Consider the following 18,392-nt stretch of genomic DNA (forward strand, 5'->3'; position numbering starts at 1 on the left):
AATCAACTGCAAGCCCATTACCCCACATCTTGCGCATCGCTCACAATCCGCCGAAAGAGGTAGAGGGCCGCGAGCAGGTTCCAGCCGAGCCACGCCGCCGAGGCGATCCAGAGCAGTGCCGCCGGACGCAGCAGCCACTCCGGCACCAGCAGCGCGCCAAACAGCACGATCAACGCCGCCAACTGCAGCCTGAACTGCCAGCGCGCCTGGCGCTCGGGGATGATCTGCTTCATGTTGGGAATCTTTCCCTGCCAGCTGCCCAACGCCTGCACGCGGTTATTGAGATGCAGCCAGATCAGAAACGGTACGATCTTGTAGAGCATGCCGTTGACTGCCGAGACGGCAAAACCGGCAATCAACACCACCACCGGCGCAATCGGGGTGAGGTGCAGATGGGGGGCCAACAGCCACAACAGCAGCGCCAGCAGCAGACTGCCCATCGCCAAGCGCCAGAAATCGAGCGTGACATCGGCGATACGGCGGCGACGCTGATGCTGCAGCCTGAGCGTGACGATGGCGAATACCGCCAACATCAGGGCAATCAGCCAGGTGATCCAGTCGGCCTGAAGCAGGGTCCAGAGCAGCAGCAGGCCCAGCAGCATCGGTGCGTAGCCGCGCATCATCAGCTTCGGATAGTCGGGTGTAATTTGAAACATCGGCACCACCTGATAGGCGACACCGGCCACCAGCACCGCCAGCCAGCCAACCAATCCCCACCCGAGGTGGATATCGGTCAGCCCCCGATTGAGCACCCACTCAGACCAGGTGTAACCGGCCAGCAGATCGAGACCCAACACGGCGGTCACGGCCAGACCGATAACGGCGAAGATCATAGTCAGGATCGAGGGGTGTTTCGATTCGGAGCGAAACAGGGTCACTATTAATAGCAGCACTAGTGGTAACAGCGCGGCCGCAAGCAACCAGATGGCAAATTCAAACAGCGCAAACTCAGCCAGCAACCAGCCCGCCATCAGCAGTAGCACACCGACCGTAAGCAACAGATGGATCGTCGCGCTGAGCCAGACCGGCTTGGGCAGTGGTGTTCCGGCCAACACCGGCAGCAACTGCTGCAGCGCTCCGATCATCACCGAGCCGAGAAAACCGAGCGTGATGGCATGGGTGGCGGCGAGTAGTGGATAGGACCAGCGACTCTCAAATAGCTCTGGACCGAACCAGAGCGCGATCAATCCCGCCGCGATGGTAAACAGCGGTGCGGTGATAAAGAAACGCAGAGGTACCGAAAGCGGTGGGGTCTGCGCCAGCGAGAGGGCGGTGTAGTTCACGCGGAGAGCTGCTCCGCCGCCTGGCGCGCCTGCATCTCAGCGTCGGGGTCATCAAGCGACCAGATATAGACATCGAAGCGTCCCGAGGCGGCCTCTCGTTTTAGATAACCGCAGCGGCGTTGATCGAGGTTATCGAACAGCAGACAGGGGAAACGACGGTGGATCATATGCAGGTAGTCACCCGTGGCGAGTGACTCGGCCGCCGCCAGGGTGAGCACCAGTGGCTCGGGCGGCTCCATCTCACTGACATCGAGAAGTTGCTCGGCCACAGGCGGAACTCAGCGATGCTCCAGCTGATCGATCAGTTCGCTGCTCTGCGCACCGAGCACCTGGTCGAACATCGGATAGAGGATCTGCTCCTCCTTGGCGTTGTGCTGCTGCATCAGAATCAGCAGCGTCTCGGCATCGCCCAGATAGCTATCGCCATCGTGTGCCGCAACGGCACCCGCCATAGAGCCAAACAGGGCGCGCATCTGCTCATGCTCCATGCGCATCACATCGGTCGGTCCACCCATCATGCCGGTGGCCTGCTCGAAGGTAGGGAACAGCAGCTCCTCCTCCATGCTCAGGTGGCGCTCAATCGCCGCATGAAAGGTCTGAAAACCGGCCGCCGCCTTATCCCACGCACCATCGGCCACCTGCGCCTCGGCATCGGCGAAAAAACGGTCACAACGCTGATGGTCATCGGCGAGATAATCTGAAATCGAACTCATGCTACTTACCTCTTAATACAGTGCCAAAGCATACTGCCCGGCGCTGCCGAGGCGAGCCATGATACAGGTCAAAGCCCTTTTAAGCCGAGATCGCTGATGCCGGTATGGGCAACTCGATCGAAGTAGCGGGCACGATAGAGCAGCCGCTGAGAGGCCCCTGGAATATCATCAAAGGCGGCTCGGTCGTGCAGCACATTGTTGCAGACCAGCCCCATCCCCGACTCCAACCGCCCCTGAAAACTCGCCTCCACCTCTTTATCGAGCAGTAGCTCAAGTCGATCGCGTGCCTGTTGCACCAGCGGCTCCTTACTCCATCCGATATTGCGCTTGCGGGCGGTGTATCGCATATGCAGCGCGCCGCTCTGCGGCTCAACACTGAAGACGGGGCCCACCGCTGAACCTCGACTGCCACCCTCGGCATCTTTACCTGGCGGGATGGTCATCGCATCGGCGAGCATCAGGGCGTGGATATAGTCGGGATTCTCATCGCGCAGCCGTATATAGGCGACCTCATGATCGATGAGGCGATTCTCCCCACCCTGCGCCGCTGGGTGAACGCAGTGCAGCATCACGCTGCGGATCTGCTTCGCCTCGGTATTGTAATAACCGTCGCTGTGCCAGCGGATGGCGCGGTTGGTATAGGGGATGTAACTGGGGTGATCGCCCTCGGGATTGACCGTCAGCGAGGTGATGCCATCCTCATCGGAGAGGTAGTTGGCATCCATGCGCCGCAAACCGAAACGCTCACCGATGGCTCGTGGAATCGCCTTATCGGGATCGTCACCGGTGCCACCGTCGTAGATCACCATATTGGTCTGACGCAGTCGGGCCAGCATCGCCTGATACTCGGCATCGGTCAGTGCACGCGGATTGGCCACCTGCACCACTAGCTGCTCAAGTGAAGTGGGATAGTTCTCCAGCTTCGCATCACGCCAGCGGTTGTAGTGCTCACTGCTGGCGAGCGAGAAGGGTGAATCGGAGGGTATTTCGGGTAAATGGCTCATGAATCGGTTACCTGTTCGCTCGATTACAGCACTCTGCCACGCACACGGGCATAGCGGCACCGACTCTTGCAGTGATGGGCGTGGTGTTCGTTATCAGGAACTGAACACCACAACCACACCCATCAGGCGAGTGATGCGCTCACACGCTGCAGTTTTTCACGAACCTGCGCCGCAAGCTCACCAACCTCGGGGCGATCAACCAGACTCAACACACTGGCCGGATCCATAAAGGCGACGGTGATCGAACCATCCTCCTCCTCACGCACCACAACATTACATGGCAGCAGCAGACCGATATCGGGCTCTGCCTCAATCGCCTGGTTGGCCAATACCGGGTTGCAGGCACCGAGGATCTTGTAGGGACGTTTGTCGAGATCGAGCTTCTTCTTCATCGTCGCCTTCACATCGATCTCGGTCAGCACACCGAATTTCTCCTCCATCAGCGCAGCGGTAACTCGCTCAACCACTGCATCAAATTCACCCGCTACCTTTACATTAAATCCGTACATCTCATCTCTCTCCAATCTGTTGATCCACTCAACCGCGCACTACGCTGAAAATCAGACAACCGCACGGCAGCAACTACATGAGCGCGATACTATCACGACTCCATTAGCAGCTGATTATATAGATAGAGGTGCCAGATCGATAATTCTGACACTGAACAGGGGGCTACTTAGACAATGAACTTAGCCACAATAAATCTGCAGCCGTAAACCTAGAGAGGGGAAGAGTGGTAATAATTGCCCGGGGCGAAAGCCCCGGACAGTTCTGCTACATCGGTTGGATAAAGGTAAAGGCACCGCGAATATCGCCGGGCTTAAAGCCACGTGCCTTGTCAGTCGGGTAGAGCTCTTTGAGCTTCGCCTCAACGGCTGGTTTGATCTTGGTCGCGTGACAGTTCATGCAGGGCTTGCCGGTCGGGATCGCCTTCATGTAGCGGAACGCCTTCTTACCACCGGCGGCACTGACGCTACCGTAGGTCGAACGGACACCGTTTCCAGAGCTATCGCTCACACCGCTGGTCACAATCTCGGCGTACTCCATCTTGGTGATATCTTCGCCCTTCGCCTTACGTGACTCGAAGCTCTTCAGTACGGCGAGTTCCCAGGCATCCGGCGCATTGCCTGGATTACGAATCTTCAGACTGGTACGACCAACCTTGGTCCAGCCAGTCTTCTTCATCACCTTGCCCATCGCCATCGGTGCCTTTTTGCTGCAGACATCAATTGCGCCAGCCGGGCCACCCTTCTTGATTTCGGACATCAGCATGCCCTTCATATTCTTGACCATGTTCTTGATAACGGTGCGGCTCTTGGCACTGCGATCACCGATCTCATCGGCCATGGCAATACCACTCTGACAGGCTACAGCGACCGCTGCAGCGATAAGGATCTTTTTCATACTTCCTCCTGGTGAATTTGTTGCACTACTTATTTTTGTTATGCATTCGCCCGATCAAACAGATTCAAACTGCCGCAGACGAAGCTGCCACCAAGACTACAACAACCACCCGCGATATCAACTCTGTGATATGACACTACTCATTGGAGTCGGCCAGGTGGTCCGCCTCTTCGAGCAGGAAGGCGCGAAACGCCTGTGCCGCTGGCGTGAGCCGTTTGCCCTTGCGGTGCACGATGTACCAGTAGCGCATCAGCGGGAAACCCTCCACATCAAGCGCCACCAGCCTTTTAGTCTCTAGCTCCAGCTCAATACTGCGGGTGGAGACCACACTCAATCCCATGCCAGATCGCACCGCCTGTTTAATCGCCTCATTACGGGTCATCTCCAGGCCGGGGTGCAGCTCTATCTGGTGCTCCTGAAAGAAACGCTCCATCGCAAGACGGGTACCCGAGCCCTTCTCTCGCATGACGAAGGTCTCCTCCTCCAGACGCTGCATCGGAATCTGCTTCTCATTGGCGAGCGGATGGCTGGGAGGTGCAATGACCACCAGTGGATTCTCCATAAAGGGGTCATATTCGAGATCGAGGTTCTCGGGCGGCTGCCCCATCAACACCAGATCCTTCTCGTTGGCATCGAGCATGCGCATCAGCTTTTCGCGGTTGGTCACCTCCAGGTTAAGGCTGACATCAGGATAGAGCCGGTTGAAGGCGGCCAGCACGCGGGGAGCGAAGTAGTTGATGGTACTGGCCACTGCAATGCGCAGCCGACCGCGGTTGAGGCCGCGCATTCCCTCCAGCACATCCTCCAGCTCCTCAAGGTGATTGAATATCGCGTGGCTGTACTGCAGCAGCTCCTGCCCCGCCTCGGTGAGATAGATCTTCTTACCCAGCTGCTCGAACAGCGGCAGACCCACCTGCCCCTCCAGCTGCTTGACCTGCATCGATGCGGCGGGCTGGGTCATGTGCAGCGATTCAGCCGCGCGGGTATAGCTCAGCTCACGGGCCACGGCCTCGAAAACACGTAACTGTCGGAAGGTGATATTCATACCTGAAGACTATAAGGTGAAACTTATCGTTTCAAGGCATCAACGAGAAATTTACTTATAGTTAGGTGATCTGGAGAACCCAAGAGCGCTAGCAACACAAAACTGCAGACACAAAAAAAGCGCCTGTTGCGCCTATCATTTACTCTAATGTGATTTATCGCCCCCCCATAAAGGTGGGGCGATAAAATCAAACTTACTTAGCCGCGTCGACCATGTAAGCAACAGCAGCTGATAGCTCGCCGTCGGTGCAGTCCATGCAGGTACCCTTAGGAGGCATCGCACCCTTACCGTTCTTAGATACCGCGTTCAGCGCATCCATACCGGTTGCAATGCGAGGGGCCCATGCAGCCTTATCAGCAAACTTGGGGGCACCCGCAACACCTGCAGCGTGGCATACGAAGCACTTGGTATCGTAAACGCCCTTTCCGTCACGCTCAGCCTGCGCTGAACTACCCATCGCCATCAATGCACCCGCGATCGCAAAAGCAACTGCCTTTTTCATAATCTCTCTCCGCGTCTAAAATAAAAAGTCTTAAATTTCGGTGGGCTATCTTGGCAAAGAGCCACGGCAAAGTAAATTGCCCGGCCAGTGGCCTACACACCGTCTACAACCCTCATCCACATCTGCCGATAGTATGCCAAGCCTTTGAACCTACTTGCTATTGGTGATCACCCCGAAAAAATAGCGCCCAACATTAGTAATCACCCGCAGAGAAAGGTTCACACTTTTTCACAGAATCCCGACACAATCACTCGGTTTTAGGTATATAAATAGATTAAGGGCGCCTATCTGCACTGAAGGTTTATCTGGGATGGAACGCAGCACTGGCGTCATTGATCGCTCACACAGACAGCGAAGGGACTCAATAATAGAAACGGGGCAGGCGATGAAATATCAACTACCGCAGCTACCAACCGTCAAAACGCTCAGGATCTCACTCCCAGCGTATCAATATAATCGTGCCCGGCTGGCACTGAGACGCCTGGAGAGCCCGCTATCGGTCAAGCTCACCACCATGCCGGGACTACTCTTTATCCTCGAAGATGAGCAGTGGATCTGTGTTGACCGGCATATTAACAACCGCCCCCTCATCTCCTGGCGGAACTTTAACCTTAATAGACGCACCGGGATCAACCAGCCCGTCGGTTGTGAGGTCGACTACTACCATGCCTATGCTGGAATCATCCTGAGAAAAAGCCTCGATGCACTCGATGAGGCACTGATCACACGACCCTCAGAACAGCAAACAGGCCTCAAAATGGGTGAAATCATCCCGTTTCCGAGTTAATTCAAGCACTATTTCTGCGATGACAAGGCGTTATCAAGCTGGATATAACACGCTTTTCTATTAACTATCAATTAGATACAACAACCAATCAATTCATAATTGATAAATTATGGTATTCATAATAAATCATTGTTTTTACTTATGGACTCAGCCGTCTATAGTAGCCGTCCTGCTCGCAAGGGATTGGGCGGCAACCTGTAAGAAGCCACCCACCAACGGATTAACCGAACCTTGTGATGAAGTAGACACCATCCACCAATTTAGGGGGTTACACCAAGATGGATCAATCTGCACGATACGCCGACCTTTCTCTGAATGAAGACGAACTGATTGCTGGCGGCGGCCACATTCTCGTCGCTTACACCATGACGCCTGCTGAAGGCTATGGCTACCTGGAAGTTGCTGCTCACTTTGCAGCTGAGTCTTCTACCGGTACCAATGTTGAGGTTTCAACCACCGACGACTTCACCAAGGGTGTAGACGCGATGGTTTACTTCATCGACGAAGCCAAGGGCATCATGAAGATTGCCTATCCTAACGACCTGTTCGATCGCAACATCACCGACGGCCGTACCATGATCGTATCGTTCCTGACCCTCGCGATTGGTAACAACCAGGGCATGGGTGATGTTAAGTGCGCACAGATGCAGGACTTCTACGTTCCACCACGCATGCTGCAGCTGTTCGACGGTCCTTCCAAGGACATCAGCGACATGTGGCGCATCCTCGGCCGTGATGTCAACGAAGGTGGTTACATCGCCGGTACCATCATCAAGCCTAAGCTTGGTCTGCGTCCGGAGCCCTTCGCTGAAGCGGCTTACCAGTTCTGGCTCGGTGGTGACTTCATCAAGAATGACGAGCCCCAGGGCAACCAGGTCTTCTGCCCTGCGAAGAAGGTTTACCCTCTCGTATATGACGCCATGAAGCGCGCACAGGATGAGACTGGCGAAGCCAAGCTCTTCTCTGCCAACATCACCGCTGATGACCACCACGAGATGTGTGCCCGTGCTGACTTCATCCTCGAGACCTTCGGTCCCGATGCTGACAAGGTTGCCTTCCTGGTAGACGGCTACGTTGGCGGTCCTGGTATGGTTACCACTGCTCGTCGTAACTACGCCGGTCAGTACCTCCACTACCATCGTGCCGGTCACGGTGCAGTAACCTCACCTTCTTCAGTACGTGGCTACACCGCCTTCGTTCTGGCCAAGATGTCTCGTCTGCAGGGTGCTTCCGGTATCCATGTGGGCACCATGGGCTTCGGTAAGATGGAAGGTGGCGCGGACGACCGCAACATCGCTTACATGATCGAGCGTGACAGTGCTGACGGTCCTTTCTATCACCAGGAGTGGCACGGCATGAAGCCCACCACCCCAATCATCTCCGGTGGCATGAACGCTCTGCGTCTCCCAGGTTTCTTCGAAAACCTCGGTCACGGCAACGTCATCAACACCTCAGGTGGTGGTTCATACGGTCACATCGATTCACCAGCCGCTGGTGCAACCTCACTCCGTCAGTCATACGAGTGCTGGAAGCAGGGTGCAGACCCCATCGAGTTCGCGAAAGAGCACAAAGAGTTCGCTCGCGCATTCGAGTCATTCCCGGGCGATGCCGACAAGATCTTCCCAGGCTGGCGCGAGAAGCTGGGCGTGCATAAGTAAGCACACCACAGCATCAAGCAGTACAAAAGGAGCCCCGCGAAAGCGGGGCTTTTTTGTTGTTCGCTATATTTCAGCTTCAAATCACATCAACCATAACTCTTTACTTATCCGACTAATCAGTAATTATGACTTCTATTTATACATGCCCTCAGTATACTTGTCGGCTATTCAAGTATTAGATCTGTCTGGAGCGGATGATGAGCGAGATCGATATCGAGCAGTACAAGATTACCGAAGAGCCCTTTTACCAGGCGCAGGAGGATGAGGTTGAGCTCTATCAGGCAGCCTATGAGTCACGCCTGCCGATGATGGTTAAGGGTCCGACCGGTTGTGGTAAGTCTCGCTTTATCGAGCACATGGCGTGGAAGCTCGGCAAACCACTGATCACCGTGGCTTGTAATGAGGATATGACCGCTTCTGATCTGGTTGGTCGATATCTGCTTGATGCTGGCGGCACCCGCTGGCTCGACGGCCCGCTGACCATCGCTGCCCGTATCGGTGCGATCTGTTATCTCGATGAGGTAGTTGAGGCGCGTCAGGACACCACCGTGGTGATCCATCCGTTGACCGACCACCGCCGCACCCTGCCGCTCGACAAGAAGGGTGAACAGGTCACTGCACATGATCATTTCCAGCTGGTTATCTCCTACAACCCCGGTTATCAGAGCCTGATGAAGGATCTGAAGCAGTCGACCAAGCAGCGTTTTGTTGGTCTCGACTTCGACTATGCGCCTTCGCAGGTTGAGGCCGATATCGTCGCCAAGGAGGCGGGTATCGATACTGAGACCGCTATGAAGCTGGTGAAGATTGGTGAGACCGCCCGTAACCTGAAGGGTCACGGCCTCGACGAGGGTATCTCTACCCGCCTGCTGGTCTACGCGGCCAATTTGATGAACAAGGGCATCGCGCCGAACAAGGCGTGCCGCATGGCACTGGTTCGCCCGATTACCGATGATGCCGATATTCGCGGCACCCTCGACCACGCTATCGACGCCATCTTTGCCTGATCCCGCTTCGGCGGTGATCGCGCAGCATATATTTAAGGTGATGATGTGAGTCTCAACGAAGAGGCGCTACACGCCTACCGCGAGCAGCTCAACTGCGGCTTCAAAGATCTCGACGAGTTCTTCTCCCCCTGTATGGAGGAGGCCGAGGCGCTGCTCTCGCCCCAGGGGATTAAAGACTACCTCGATGGTGCCTCGCTGATCTGCATGATTGGCCGTGGTGCCGGTCCGGTGCTCAGTTATCTGGAGGAGATGCCAGAGATTGCCCAGCGCCTGGGGGAGGAGTCACTGAGCCTCATCTCACAGACGGTGTGGAAGATGTCTCGCACCCCTAACGGCGCCTCGATTCCCCCATTCCTGCAGACTCTGGGTGAGGCGGCTCGCCGCCTAGGAAGCCTGGAGCTGTTACAGGGCTATATCGATCTGATTTTCGACTTTATGGAGCGCACCACGGGTTCCATTCATGGTCACCACGCCACTATCCCCAGCCCTGGGCTGCCAGATTTCCTTAATCAGGTACCGACCCTGTTCAATGCCCTGAGCTGTGAGGGGGTTCGCAACTGGGTGGAGTATGGCATTCGCAACTACAGCCAGCACCCGGAGCGCCAGAAGGACTACTTCACCCTGCAGTCGGCCGACTCCAAGGCGGTGATGCAGCGTGAGCGTCACGGCACCCTGTTCATGGACAGTGAGCGTAGTTTGGACCTCTACCTGCGTTGCCTGTGGGATGACTCGGATCAGCTGGTGCCCTACTCCTCGGCCTTCGATGAGCTGCGCAAGCCGCGTCCCTACTATGATGGTTACGGCATTCGTGTGCCCGATGTCTACGATGATCGCAATGGCGTAAGAGCCATCGACCGTTACCGTATTTTGTTGGCCCATATCGCCGGTCACCGCAAGTGGACCGAGGCCATCGTCGCCGACAATTTCAGCCCCTTCCAGCGCGAAGCGATTGAGCATCTGGAAGATGCCCGTATCGACCGCCTGATGATGCAACAATACCCTGGCCTCAAGCCGATTTTGCTGGCACTGCATCCGCGCCCTGAAGAGCACGCCTGCAATAACGAGAAGGAGTCTTGCATCCGTCACCGTCTGGCGATGCTCTCCTATGCCGCGCTTGATCCGGATCACGGCTATGAGAATTCAGACCTGCTGGAGTTCCTCGCTCGCTTTAACGAGATGATGGCCAGCGGCGAACACTCCACCAGGTCGGTATCGAGTATTGCGATCTCTTTTATCGCCCGTACTCGCCGTCAGGAGGACCAGCTCCCCAATATCCATTTCAAAGATACCGAGGTCGACTATCGCGACGATAACCGCCACATGTGGCGCTTTATCGAGGAGAGCGATGACGAGGAGATGTTTGAGGATGCGGCGAAGCGTCAGGTCTCCGATGAGGAGCAGGAGGGGCTGCCTCCACGCCACTATAAAGAGTGGGACTACAACACCAAGACCTACCGCCCCGACTGGGTCAGTCTCTACGAGACGCTGCACCCCGCTGGCGACTCGGGCAAGATCGACCGCCTGCTGGCCAAGCACGATGCCCTGGCCAAGCAGCTCAAACGCATTCTCGATCTGCTCAAGCCACAACAGATGGTGCGCATCCGCTATCAGGAAGAGGGCAGCGAACTCGACCTCGATGTCGCGATCCGCTCACTGATCGACTTCAAGGCGGGTACACAGCCCGACCCACGCATCAACATGAGCCACAAACATGATGGTCGTGATATCGCTGTACTGCTGCTGCTCGACCTCTCCGCTTCACTGGCCGATATCCCTGATGGGTGTGAGCAGAGCATTCTAGAATTGAGCCAGGAGGCGGTTTCGCTGCTCGGCATGGCGATTGAGGGATTGGGTGATGACTTCGCCATCGCCGGTTTCTCCTCCAACTCGCGCCACGAGGTCCACTACCAGCATATCAAGGGCTTTTCCGAACACTGGGACGATGGGGTCAAGGCACGTCTGGCGGCGATGGAGGCGGGCTACTCAACCCGTATGGGTGGAGCACTGCGCCACGCCGCCCACTATCTCGGCGCACGACAGGCGGACAAAAAGCTGCTGTTGGTACTGACCGATGGCGAGCCCTCAGATATCGATGTCAGCGATCCACAGCTGCTGATTCATGATGCCGCCAAGGCGGTCAGTGAGCTCGATCAGGACGGTATCTACACCTACTGCATCAACCTCGACCCGCATGCAGATGAGTATGTGCAGGATATCTTCGGTAAGCAGTACACCGTTATCGACAAGGTTGAGCGCCTGCCCGAGAAGCTGCCGAAGCTCTTCATGTCGCTGACCAAATAACGACCCTCAGCCCTCCGGGGGCTGCGTGGTTAGTCTTCGTCGAGCTGCAGTGATAGGCGCGCCAGCTTCGCCTTGATGCGGTGTGAAAGCTTGGCGTACTCACCCTTGCAGAGCAGCTCTCTGGCACCATCTACATCTCCACCATCGACCAGCCGTACGACGTTGCCGGCGCTCGTATGGAAATGGGTGTGGGTATCTTTCAGATCGACAAACTTATGCAGCTCACCGTATTTAACGCCACCGGGCCCGTAGATCCACTTACCCAGCACACACTGATCATCCTTACAGATCACTTCGGCATTGAGCTGTTCCTCGCTGGTACCAGCTATATAGGCCTCGAGTCGGATCTTCCAGCGCACATGCGCCTCAATTGCTTCGAGAAAGTTGAGCTGTTCACTCTCACCACAGGCGACACCCTCGCCCGCGCCACGCCCTCTATTCAACATACCCCCTCCCCTGCCTCAATCAGCAACCAGTTATGAGCACTACTGAGGCATCCTAGCCCACAGATGCCAATACATCCACTAATTGTAAGGATATAGATGCGAGAGATCACGCCACAACCCACTGGCACTCTCAAGGGATAGACATGAAGGGACGGTGCGTTAGCTCATGCGACAAAGCGGACATATCACACTCGACTCTTCACCCTGGTCACGACTCGGTCGAAACCGCAGGGGACGAGGTTTCGCAGTAGAGTTTGAAGGTGTTGCGCCCACCATTTTTCGCCTGATAGAGCGCCTCATCGGCCTGCCGCTGCAGCTCCTCGATATCGGTGCTGCAGCTGGGATAACAGCTGATCCCGATACTCGCGCCGATATTAATGGTGTGCCCCTCAATCACCTGCGGCTGTGAGATCTGCTCGATCAGGCGCTGCGCCGGGACTTGCAGCTCCTCGGTGATCTCCTCCCCGTTGAGTATGACGGCAAATTCGTCACCACCGAGACGCGCCACGGTATCAACCTCACGAAAGCAGTCGAGCATGATCTGGGCTACCTGCTGCAACAATGCATCCCCGACTGGATGGCCATAGGTGTCGTTGACCGGTTTGAAGCGGTCGAGATCGATCAGCATCAGCACCATATCCTGCTTATAGCGGTTGGCCAGTGCGATCGACTCCATGAGCCGGCTATTGAAACGGTTGCGATTGGCCAGCCCGGTGAGCGGATCGCTCATCGCCATGCGCTTGATCTCCTCCTCCGCCCGCTTGCGCTCGGTGATATCGCGCATAACCGCCATAACCTTCAACGCCTTGCCCATCCGCATGCTGCTGAGCGTAATCTCAGCGGCGAAGGTTTCACCATTGCGACGTTGCGCGGTCTGTTCAACCGTTGTGTTCACGTCACGCGTCGCATACCCCTCAGCGAAACGATTCATATAACCGGCATGCGTCTCTCGCATCTCCTCCGGCATCAGTAGCGAGACGCTCTTGCCGATCACCTCATGTGCCTTGTAACCGAAGATATCCTCGGCACCGGGGTTGAAGGTCTCGATTATCCCTTCGGCACTACTGGTGATGATCGCATCACGCACCGAGTTAAGGATCGCCGACACCTGCTGTTCATCTTTCTCGGCACGCGCCACCGCCTGCTCCGCCGTCTCACGTGCTGCCGCCAGCCCCTCAGCCAGTGCGAGCGCTTTGGTAGTCTGATCCTCGGACTTTTCGCGCAGTCGATGGATATTCTCCAGCTGCGCATTCATCTCCTGATTGGCAGCCTCCAACTCATCCTCGGCCTGTTTTCGCTCAACCATGTTGCGCTTGAAGACCCGCACCGCCTGCGCCATCTCACCCAGCTCGTTATCCCGGTAGTGAAGTGCGATCTCGATATCGAGATCGTTCTTGGCCAGCTGCGTCATACTTCGGGTTAGCCTGAGCAGCGGTCCGATAACCCGCGCCTGCATCAGCCAGAAGGCAAACAGCGCCACCAACAACATCGAGATTATGACGCCCCAGGTACCGACTGAGAGGGTTCTCGTCACGACCAAGAGTGCCTCACTGACTCTGCTGGAGCTGCGTTCAACCTGCAGCGAGATCTCTCGATCCAGCGCCTGCAATCCGCGGAGTGCAGGCTTATCATCAATCTTGACTCGCCGATCGATCTCGTCGACATCAACGTCTTCGATAAAAAGCTTACTGATGTGCTGAAGCTGGCCGCTGTACTCCGTCAGCATCGCCGTAATATCCTGCAGGGCAACCTCCTCAGCACGGTTGGTTGGCTGCTGGCGATACCGCTCAATCGACTGCAGTGCCATCTGCAGATGACGACGCGCCTGGTTGAGCAGCTCCGCCTCACTGCGCAACAGGTAGTTCTTGTAGTAGTGGATGAAACCGCCGTAGCCAATCGCAGCACGAATATCTGCCACGATGCGCCCCTTGCTGAGCAAGGCATCGGCCATATCGTTCGTTTTAAGCACCTGCCCCAGCGTCTGCATACCACGTAGCGCCGGCTGATCATTGATGCGCACGGCACGGTCGATCTCACCGGTGGTGCGTTCGTTGTCAATCATTGCGGCTGCCATGTGCAACTGCTCATCGTATTGAGCAACAACGTTCCTGATATCCTCCAGCGCAACCTCCTCGGCGGTGGAGCTCGTGAGCGCTGAGAACTGTTTGAGTATTGCCCGCACCGCACCAATATCGGTATGCACCTCTTCGCGGTAGTGGTGATCGTGTCGCAGCACATAGTTCTTGAAGTTGTGAATCATGCCGCCGTAACCGATCGCAGCACGCAACGAACTCTCCAGTCGCGCCTTCTCCGAGCGGTCGGTCTGATAGTGCTGCCAGGTAGTATCGATCAGCGTAATATTACGATTCAGGTAGACATTCGTCAGGGCGAGCACGCCGCAGAGCGTGGCGATCAGTACGGCAAAAAGCCAGCTGACAGTTTTTAGTTTTATATTATTGAACATTGAGTGTGATCCAGGATTATTTAATCACCGTTCCCTGGCACATACCCTAAAGAATAGACAGAATCGATAACACATCCAACCTATATATAGCGAGTAACAATTGATCTTGCCAAATTTAGAATGAGACTTGATGAAAAAAACGTCAGCGCATCGTCTCACGTCACCGCGATGCGAAACTACGCCACGGCTACCACCCCCATGCTCTCTACTGGAGCAGCCGTGATATCCAGTGGTTGCGCTTCGAGCAGCTCTGCAAGATCGGCATCAAGCCGGGCAGTCGCCTGCTCGATGTAGGCTGTGGATTTGGCGACCTGCTGGAGTTTCTGGATGAACGTGGAATTCAGTACGGCGACTACCAAGGTCTCGATCTCTCTCCCGACCTGCTCGAAACCGCTCGCGAACGTCATCGTGAGGCCAACTTCTTCGAGGGAGATCTGTTCGATCTCGATCCACACTCTGGCCAGTTCGACTACGCCCTCCTCTCGGGCTCACTCAACGAGATGCTCGGTGATGATGGGAGCTACGCCCGGCAGACCATCACACGCATGTTCGATGCTAGCCGCCGCGGCATCGCGCTCAACCTGCTCGACGCCACCCACCTCCAGACCGGTAGCCGACCCGACCTGCAAAGCTTCGATCCCGAACAGATGGCCACCTGGTGCCGGGACCTCACCCCAGAGACCACCCAGATTCGTGGCTATCTCGATAACGATTTCACCCTGCTGCTACAACGCAAGCCATAACAAATCCACGGCGCAGACCATAATTAAATGTAATGCGTACGAGATACCCCTCTACCACCGTAAAAGGTATCCTATGCAGTCCTAAATTAACCAGACAACAGAGCTTTAGAACCATGAGCCAGATACCAGAGACCCTCTTCGAGTCAGAGATCAACAGCCTTGAGCTGATCCACCGCGGCAAGGTACGTGACATCTACGCCATAGATGACGCTCACATGCTGATCGTCACCACCGATCGCCTCTCCGCTTTCGACGTCATCCTCCCCGACCCAATCCCAGGTAAGGGCGTCGTATTGAACGCCGTCTCCAACTTCTGGTTTGAGCGCATGGCCGACACCATTCCCAACCAGCTCTCCGATATGACTCTGGAACAGGCGTTGCCTGATGCGGCCGAGCGTGCACCCGTCGTGGGCCGTGCGATCGTGGTTAAACGCCTCAAGGCGCTGCCAGTTGAAGCAATCGTACGCGGTTACCTGATCGGCTCCGGCTGGAAGGACTACCAGCGCAGCGGTGGTGTCTGCGGCATCCAGCTCCCCGAGGGACTGCAGATGGCCGATCAGCTTCCCGAGGTGATCTACACCCCATCCACCAAGGCCGATGTGGGCGATCACGATGAGAATATCGACTTCGACTCTACCGTTGATCTGCTCGGTCGCGAGATGGCCGAGCAGGTACGCGATGTCAGCCTCAAGCTCTATACCGAGGCAGCCAAGTTTGCGCGTGAGCGCGGCATCATCATTGCCGACACCAAGTTCGAGTTTGGTCTCGATGGCGACGGTACTCTGACCCTGATCGACGAGGCGCTCACTCCCGACTCGTCACGCTTCTGGCCCGCCGATAGCTACCAGCCCGGCAGCAGCCCAGAGAGCTTCGACAAGCAGTATGTACGCGACTATCTTGAGACCCTCGACTGGGATAAAACAGCACCCGGTCCGAGCCTGCCCAACGAGGTTCTTCAGCGTACCGCTGATAAGTATCGTGAGGCGCAGGAGCGCATCACCAAGTAACACCAACCAAGCAACATTTCGAAGCCGACAGGGACGTCTGCGCTTCACACCTACCCCCTCTCCAGCCAGTAAGTCCTGCTCCACGATCGGACCAAACATCGCTGGATCAACACCCCGCTATCACCTACCATTGGGTACTTTATTCAATTGCATTGGTATCCACTCATGCCCCCCAGAAATCAACGTTTTAGTTGTCGATAACAAGGAGTATCTCGACCACATCACCACCATCCTCAACAAGGAGTTCCACATCAAGGAGATCATCCACTGTGACAACAGCAAGGATGCGATGGCGGTGATCGACTCCGACAAACATCTCGGCTTCATCTTTGCCGACTGGGAGCTGAGTGGATCGAAGTTTATCGATCCCGTACGTGCCGACCGTGAGAACCACCACACACCACTGGTCATCATGGCAGAGAACGACTCCGATGCCGTGATCGGTAACGCCATGCGACATGGCGCCTCGACCCACATCGGCAAGCCATTTCTTGAGCAGGCACTGGTCACCCGTATTCACCGCATCACCTCAATGCAGGAGCGTCGGCTGATGCGCCGCCTCCACCCCGATGTCGCCTACGATCTGAACATTGATACCGGCAGCGGCGAGTCAGCCACCGTCAAACTGGTCGATATCTCACTGCACTGCTGCCTGACCCGCGCCGCGATTGAGCTGACCCGTGAGCTGCAGATCTTTGAGACCTATCGCGCCAGGATGGATATCGAGGGTTACCACTTTGAGTTCAATTGCCAGCTACACCGTATTGAGAGTGATCCCAATTCACCTCCACCGGTTAGCACCGTGCTGTTTCAGTTTGTCTTTACCGAGCTGACTGATGAGACCTCGCAGAAACTCGCACAACTGATGGATGAGTTCGACAGTCGCTGGCAGTAGCGGGCATCGAACCGCTGTAGCATACGATTGTCATACTCGGTAGAAGATCTAGTATTAGGCCATACCACACAACATAGGGAATAGAACAATGAACAGAGACGTATCAATCACCACAGTCTTTAGCAGATGGCTGCTCTCAATCCTCCTCAGCATCAGTTTTGTTGCGGTACAGCCTGCACTCGCCAGCTCCGCTACTGAGATCGACATTGAGGTCGATGCAGCACTGAAACGTTTCGAAAAAGAGGTGATTGGTGGCGGTGAATTCCTCAAGCGTGCCAAGGGCGTGCTGGTCTTCCCCAGCGTGATCAAGGCGGGTCTTGGTATCGGTGGCGAATATGGTGAAGGTGCACTACGCATCGGCGGAAAATCCAAGGCCTATTACAACACTGCAGCGGCTTCAATCGGCTTTCAGTTTGGTGCTCAACAGAAGACTGTCGTCATTGTTTTTCTCACCGACAAGGCGCTAAGTGATTTCCAGAGTAGCGATGGTTGGAAAGCGGGTGTCGACGGCTCAGTAGCGCTGATTGAGTGGGGTGCGGCAGAGGATATCAACTCAGTCGATATCAAAGATTCGATTGTCGGCTTTGTCTTCAGCAATAAGGGGCTGATGTACAACCTGACCATCGAGGGCTCCAAGTTCACCAAACTCGATAAGTAACAGGATTTAGAGATGACATCAGGCGAGAACAAACTAGACGCGATTGTCGCCGAGGCACGGCGCAACAGTGAGGCGCGTGAGCGTGACTATCGGGAACGGTCGTTAAAGCTCTACCCCTGGATCTGTGGTCGTTGCAGCCGTGAGTTTACCCGCGAGAACCTCTCCGAGCTGACAGTTCATCACCGCGATCACAACCACGACAACAATCCGAACGATGGCAGCAACTGGGAGCTACTCTGCCTCTACTGTCACGACAATGAACACCAGCGCTATCTCGATCACGATGCAGGTGCCAGCGGTGACAGTGATGGCAACAGTGATGCCGCCACCCACAACCCCTTCGCCGATCTGAAATCGCTACTCAAGAAGGAGTAGCAACCGGGGAGTCGCTATTTTTGCGGAAGCATGTTTTGGGCATCCAAGCCCAAGCAAGCGGCAAATACTTAACGCGACCGTTTATGCCTACGGCGCCCCG

Annotated in this window: 19 protein-coding genes; 9 read left to right on the forward strand and 10 right to left on the reverse strand. The window is 55.9% G+C overall.

The genetic code is table 11. The features are described 5' to 3' along the window. Positions 1-17: 17 nt before the first annotated feature. The 8 genes from BOW52_RS08095 to BOW52_RS08130 form a co-directional block, all read right to left on the reverse strand. Positions 18-1,283 carry a hypothetical protein gene (locus BOW52_RS08095; RefSeq protein WP_078483587.1) on the reverse strand — a complete coding sequence of 422 codons (1,266 nt, stop codon included), beginning with the start codon at positions 1,281-1,283 and terminating at the stop codon, positions 18-20. After that, positions 1,280-1,552: a DUF2249 domain-containing protein gene (locus BOW52_RS08100; protein ID WP_078483588.1), complete on the reverse strand. Its 273-nt coding sequence runs from the start codon at positions 1,550-1,552 to the stop codon at positions 1,280-1,282. The genes BOW52_RS08095 and BOW52_RS08100 overlap by 4 nt, the downstream gene beginning before the upstream one ends. A 9-nt stretch (positions 1,553-1,561) precedes the next feature. Then, the gene (locus BOW52_RS08105; protein WP_078483589.1) at positions 1,562-1,996 is read right to left on the reverse strand and encodes a hemerythrin domain-containing protein; all 435 of its coding nucleotides are present in this window, start codon (positions 1,994-1,996) and stop codon (positions 1,562-1,564) included. Positions 1,997-2,064: 68 nt separating this feature from the next. Continuing rightward, positions 2,065-3,000, reverse strand: coding sequence for a TauD/TfdA family dioxygenase (locus BOW52_RS08110; protein ID WP_078483590.1), 936 nt, complete (start codon positions 2,998-3,000; stop codon positions 2,065-2,067). Between the two features lie 122 nt (positions 3,001-3,122). Beyond that, entirely contained in the window at positions 3,123-3,509 is a 387-nt protein-coding gene (locus BOW52_RS08115) for a DUF302 domain-containing protein (RefSeq protein ID WP_078483591.1), read from the reverse strand. Positions 3,510-3,774: 265 nt separating this feature from the next. Beyond that, entirely contained in the window at positions 3,775-4,404 is a 630-nt protein-coding gene (locus BOW52_RS08120; RefSeq protein ID WP_078483592.1) for a Tll0287-like domain-containing protein, read from the reverse strand. 136 nt (positions 4,405-4,540) lie between these two features. After that, a complete protein-coding gene (locus BOW52_RS08125) occupies positions 4,541-5,449 on the reverse strand; it encodes a LysR family transcriptional regulator (protein WP_078483593.1) in 909 nt (302 codons plus the stop codon). Positions 5,450-5,642: 193 nt separating this feature from the next. Further along, positions 5,643-5,951 carry a c-type cytochrome gene (locus tag BOW52_RS08130; protein WP_078483594.1) on the reverse strand — a complete coding sequence of 103 codons (309 nt, stop codon included), beginning with the start codon at positions 5,949-5,951 and terminating at the stop codon, positions 5,643-5,645. A gap of 385 nt (positions 5,952-6,336) precedes the next feature. Here BOW52_RS08130 and BOW52_RS08135 point away from each other — a divergent pair, with 385 nt between their 5' ends. From BOW52_RS08135 to BOW52_RS08150, 4 genes are all read left to right on the forward strand, one after another. Beyond that, a complete protein-coding gene (locus tag BOW52_RS08135; RefSeq protein WP_078483595.1) occupies positions 6,337-6,738 on the forward strand; it encodes a hypothetical protein in 402 nt (133 codons plus the stop codon). A 278-nt stretch (positions 6,739-7,016) separates the two neighbouring features. Then, positions 7,017-8,396: a ribulose-bisphosphate carboxylase gene (locus BOW52_RS08140; protein WP_078483596.1), complete on the forward strand. Its 1,380-nt coding sequence runs from the start codon at positions 7,017-7,019 to the stop codon at positions 8,394-8,396. Positions 8,397-8,590: 194 nt separating this feature from the next. After that, positions 8,591-9,403 carry a CbbQ/NirQ/NorQ/GpvN family protein gene (locus BOW52_RS08145; RefSeq protein WP_408021567.1) on the forward strand — a complete coding sequence of 271 codons (813 nt, stop codon included), beginning with the start codon at positions 8,591-8,593 and terminating at the stop codon, positions 9,401-9,403. A 45-nt stretch (positions 9,404-9,448) separates the two neighbouring features. Further along, positions 9,449-11,704 carry a nitric oxide reductase activation protein NorD gene (locus BOW52_RS08150; RefSeq protein WP_078483597.1) on the forward strand — a complete coding sequence of 752 codons (2,256 nt, stop codon included), beginning with the start codon at positions 9,449-9,451 and terminating at the stop codon, positions 11,702-11,704. A 29-nt stretch (positions 11,705-11,733) separates the two neighbouring features. Here BOW52_RS08150 and BOW52_RS08155 read toward each other — a convergent pair whose 3' ends face one another. Further along, entirely contained in the window at positions 11,734-12,150 is a 417-nt protein-coding gene (locus tag BOW52_RS08155; protein WP_078483598.1) for a CZB domain-containing protein, read from the reverse strand. 208 nt (positions 12,151-12,358) lie between these two features. Then, positions 12,359-14,614, reverse strand: coding sequence for a diguanylate cyclase domain-containing protein (locus BOW52_RS08160; RefSeq protein ID WP_078483599.1), 2,256 nt, complete (start codon positions 14,612-14,614; stop codon positions 12,359-12,361). Between the two features lie 233 nt (positions 14,615-14,847). On the opposite strand from BOW52_RS08160, the gene BOW52_RS08165 reads away from it, so the two are divergent. From BOW52_RS08165 to BOW52_RS08185, 5 genes are all read left to right on the forward strand, one after another. Then, complete coding sequence (locus BOW52_RS08165) at positions 14,848-15,357, forward strand: class I SAM-dependent methyltransferase (RefSeq protein WP_236725676.1); 510 nt, start codon at positions 14,848-14,850, stop codon at positions 15,355-15,357. Positions 15,358-15,470: 113 nt separating this feature from the next. Further along, positions 15,471-16,364 (forward strand): phosphoribosylaminoimidazolesuccinocarboxamide synthase, encoded by an 894-nt coding sequence (locus tag BOW52_RS08170; protein ID WP_172840262.1) that lies wholly within the window; start codon positions 15,471-15,473, stop codon positions 16,362-16,364. Positions 16,365-16,494: 130 nt separating this feature from the next. After that, entirely contained in the window at positions 16,495-17,259 is a 765-nt protein-coding gene (locus tag BOW52_RS08175) for a response regulator (RefSeq protein ID WP_172840263.1), read from the forward strand. Positions 17,260-17,347: 88 nt separating this feature from the next. Then, positions 17,348-17,917 (forward strand): lipid-binding SYLF domain-containing protein, encoded by a 570-nt coding sequence (locus BOW52_RS08180; protein ID WP_078483602.1) that lies wholly within the window; start codon positions 17,348-17,350, stop codon positions 17,915-17,917. A gap of 12 nt (positions 17,918-17,929) precedes the next feature. After that, positions 17,930-18,292 (forward strand): YajD family HNH nuclease, encoded by a 363-nt coding sequence (locus BOW52_RS08185; RefSeq protein ID WP_078483603.1) that lies wholly within the window; start codon positions 17,930-17,932, stop codon positions 18,290-18,292. Positions 18,293-18,392: the final 100 nt, after the last annotated feature.

This window comes from Solemya pervernicosa gill symbiont (genome assembly GCF_002020875.1).
Lineage (GTDB): Bacteria > Pseudomonadota > Gammaproteobacteria.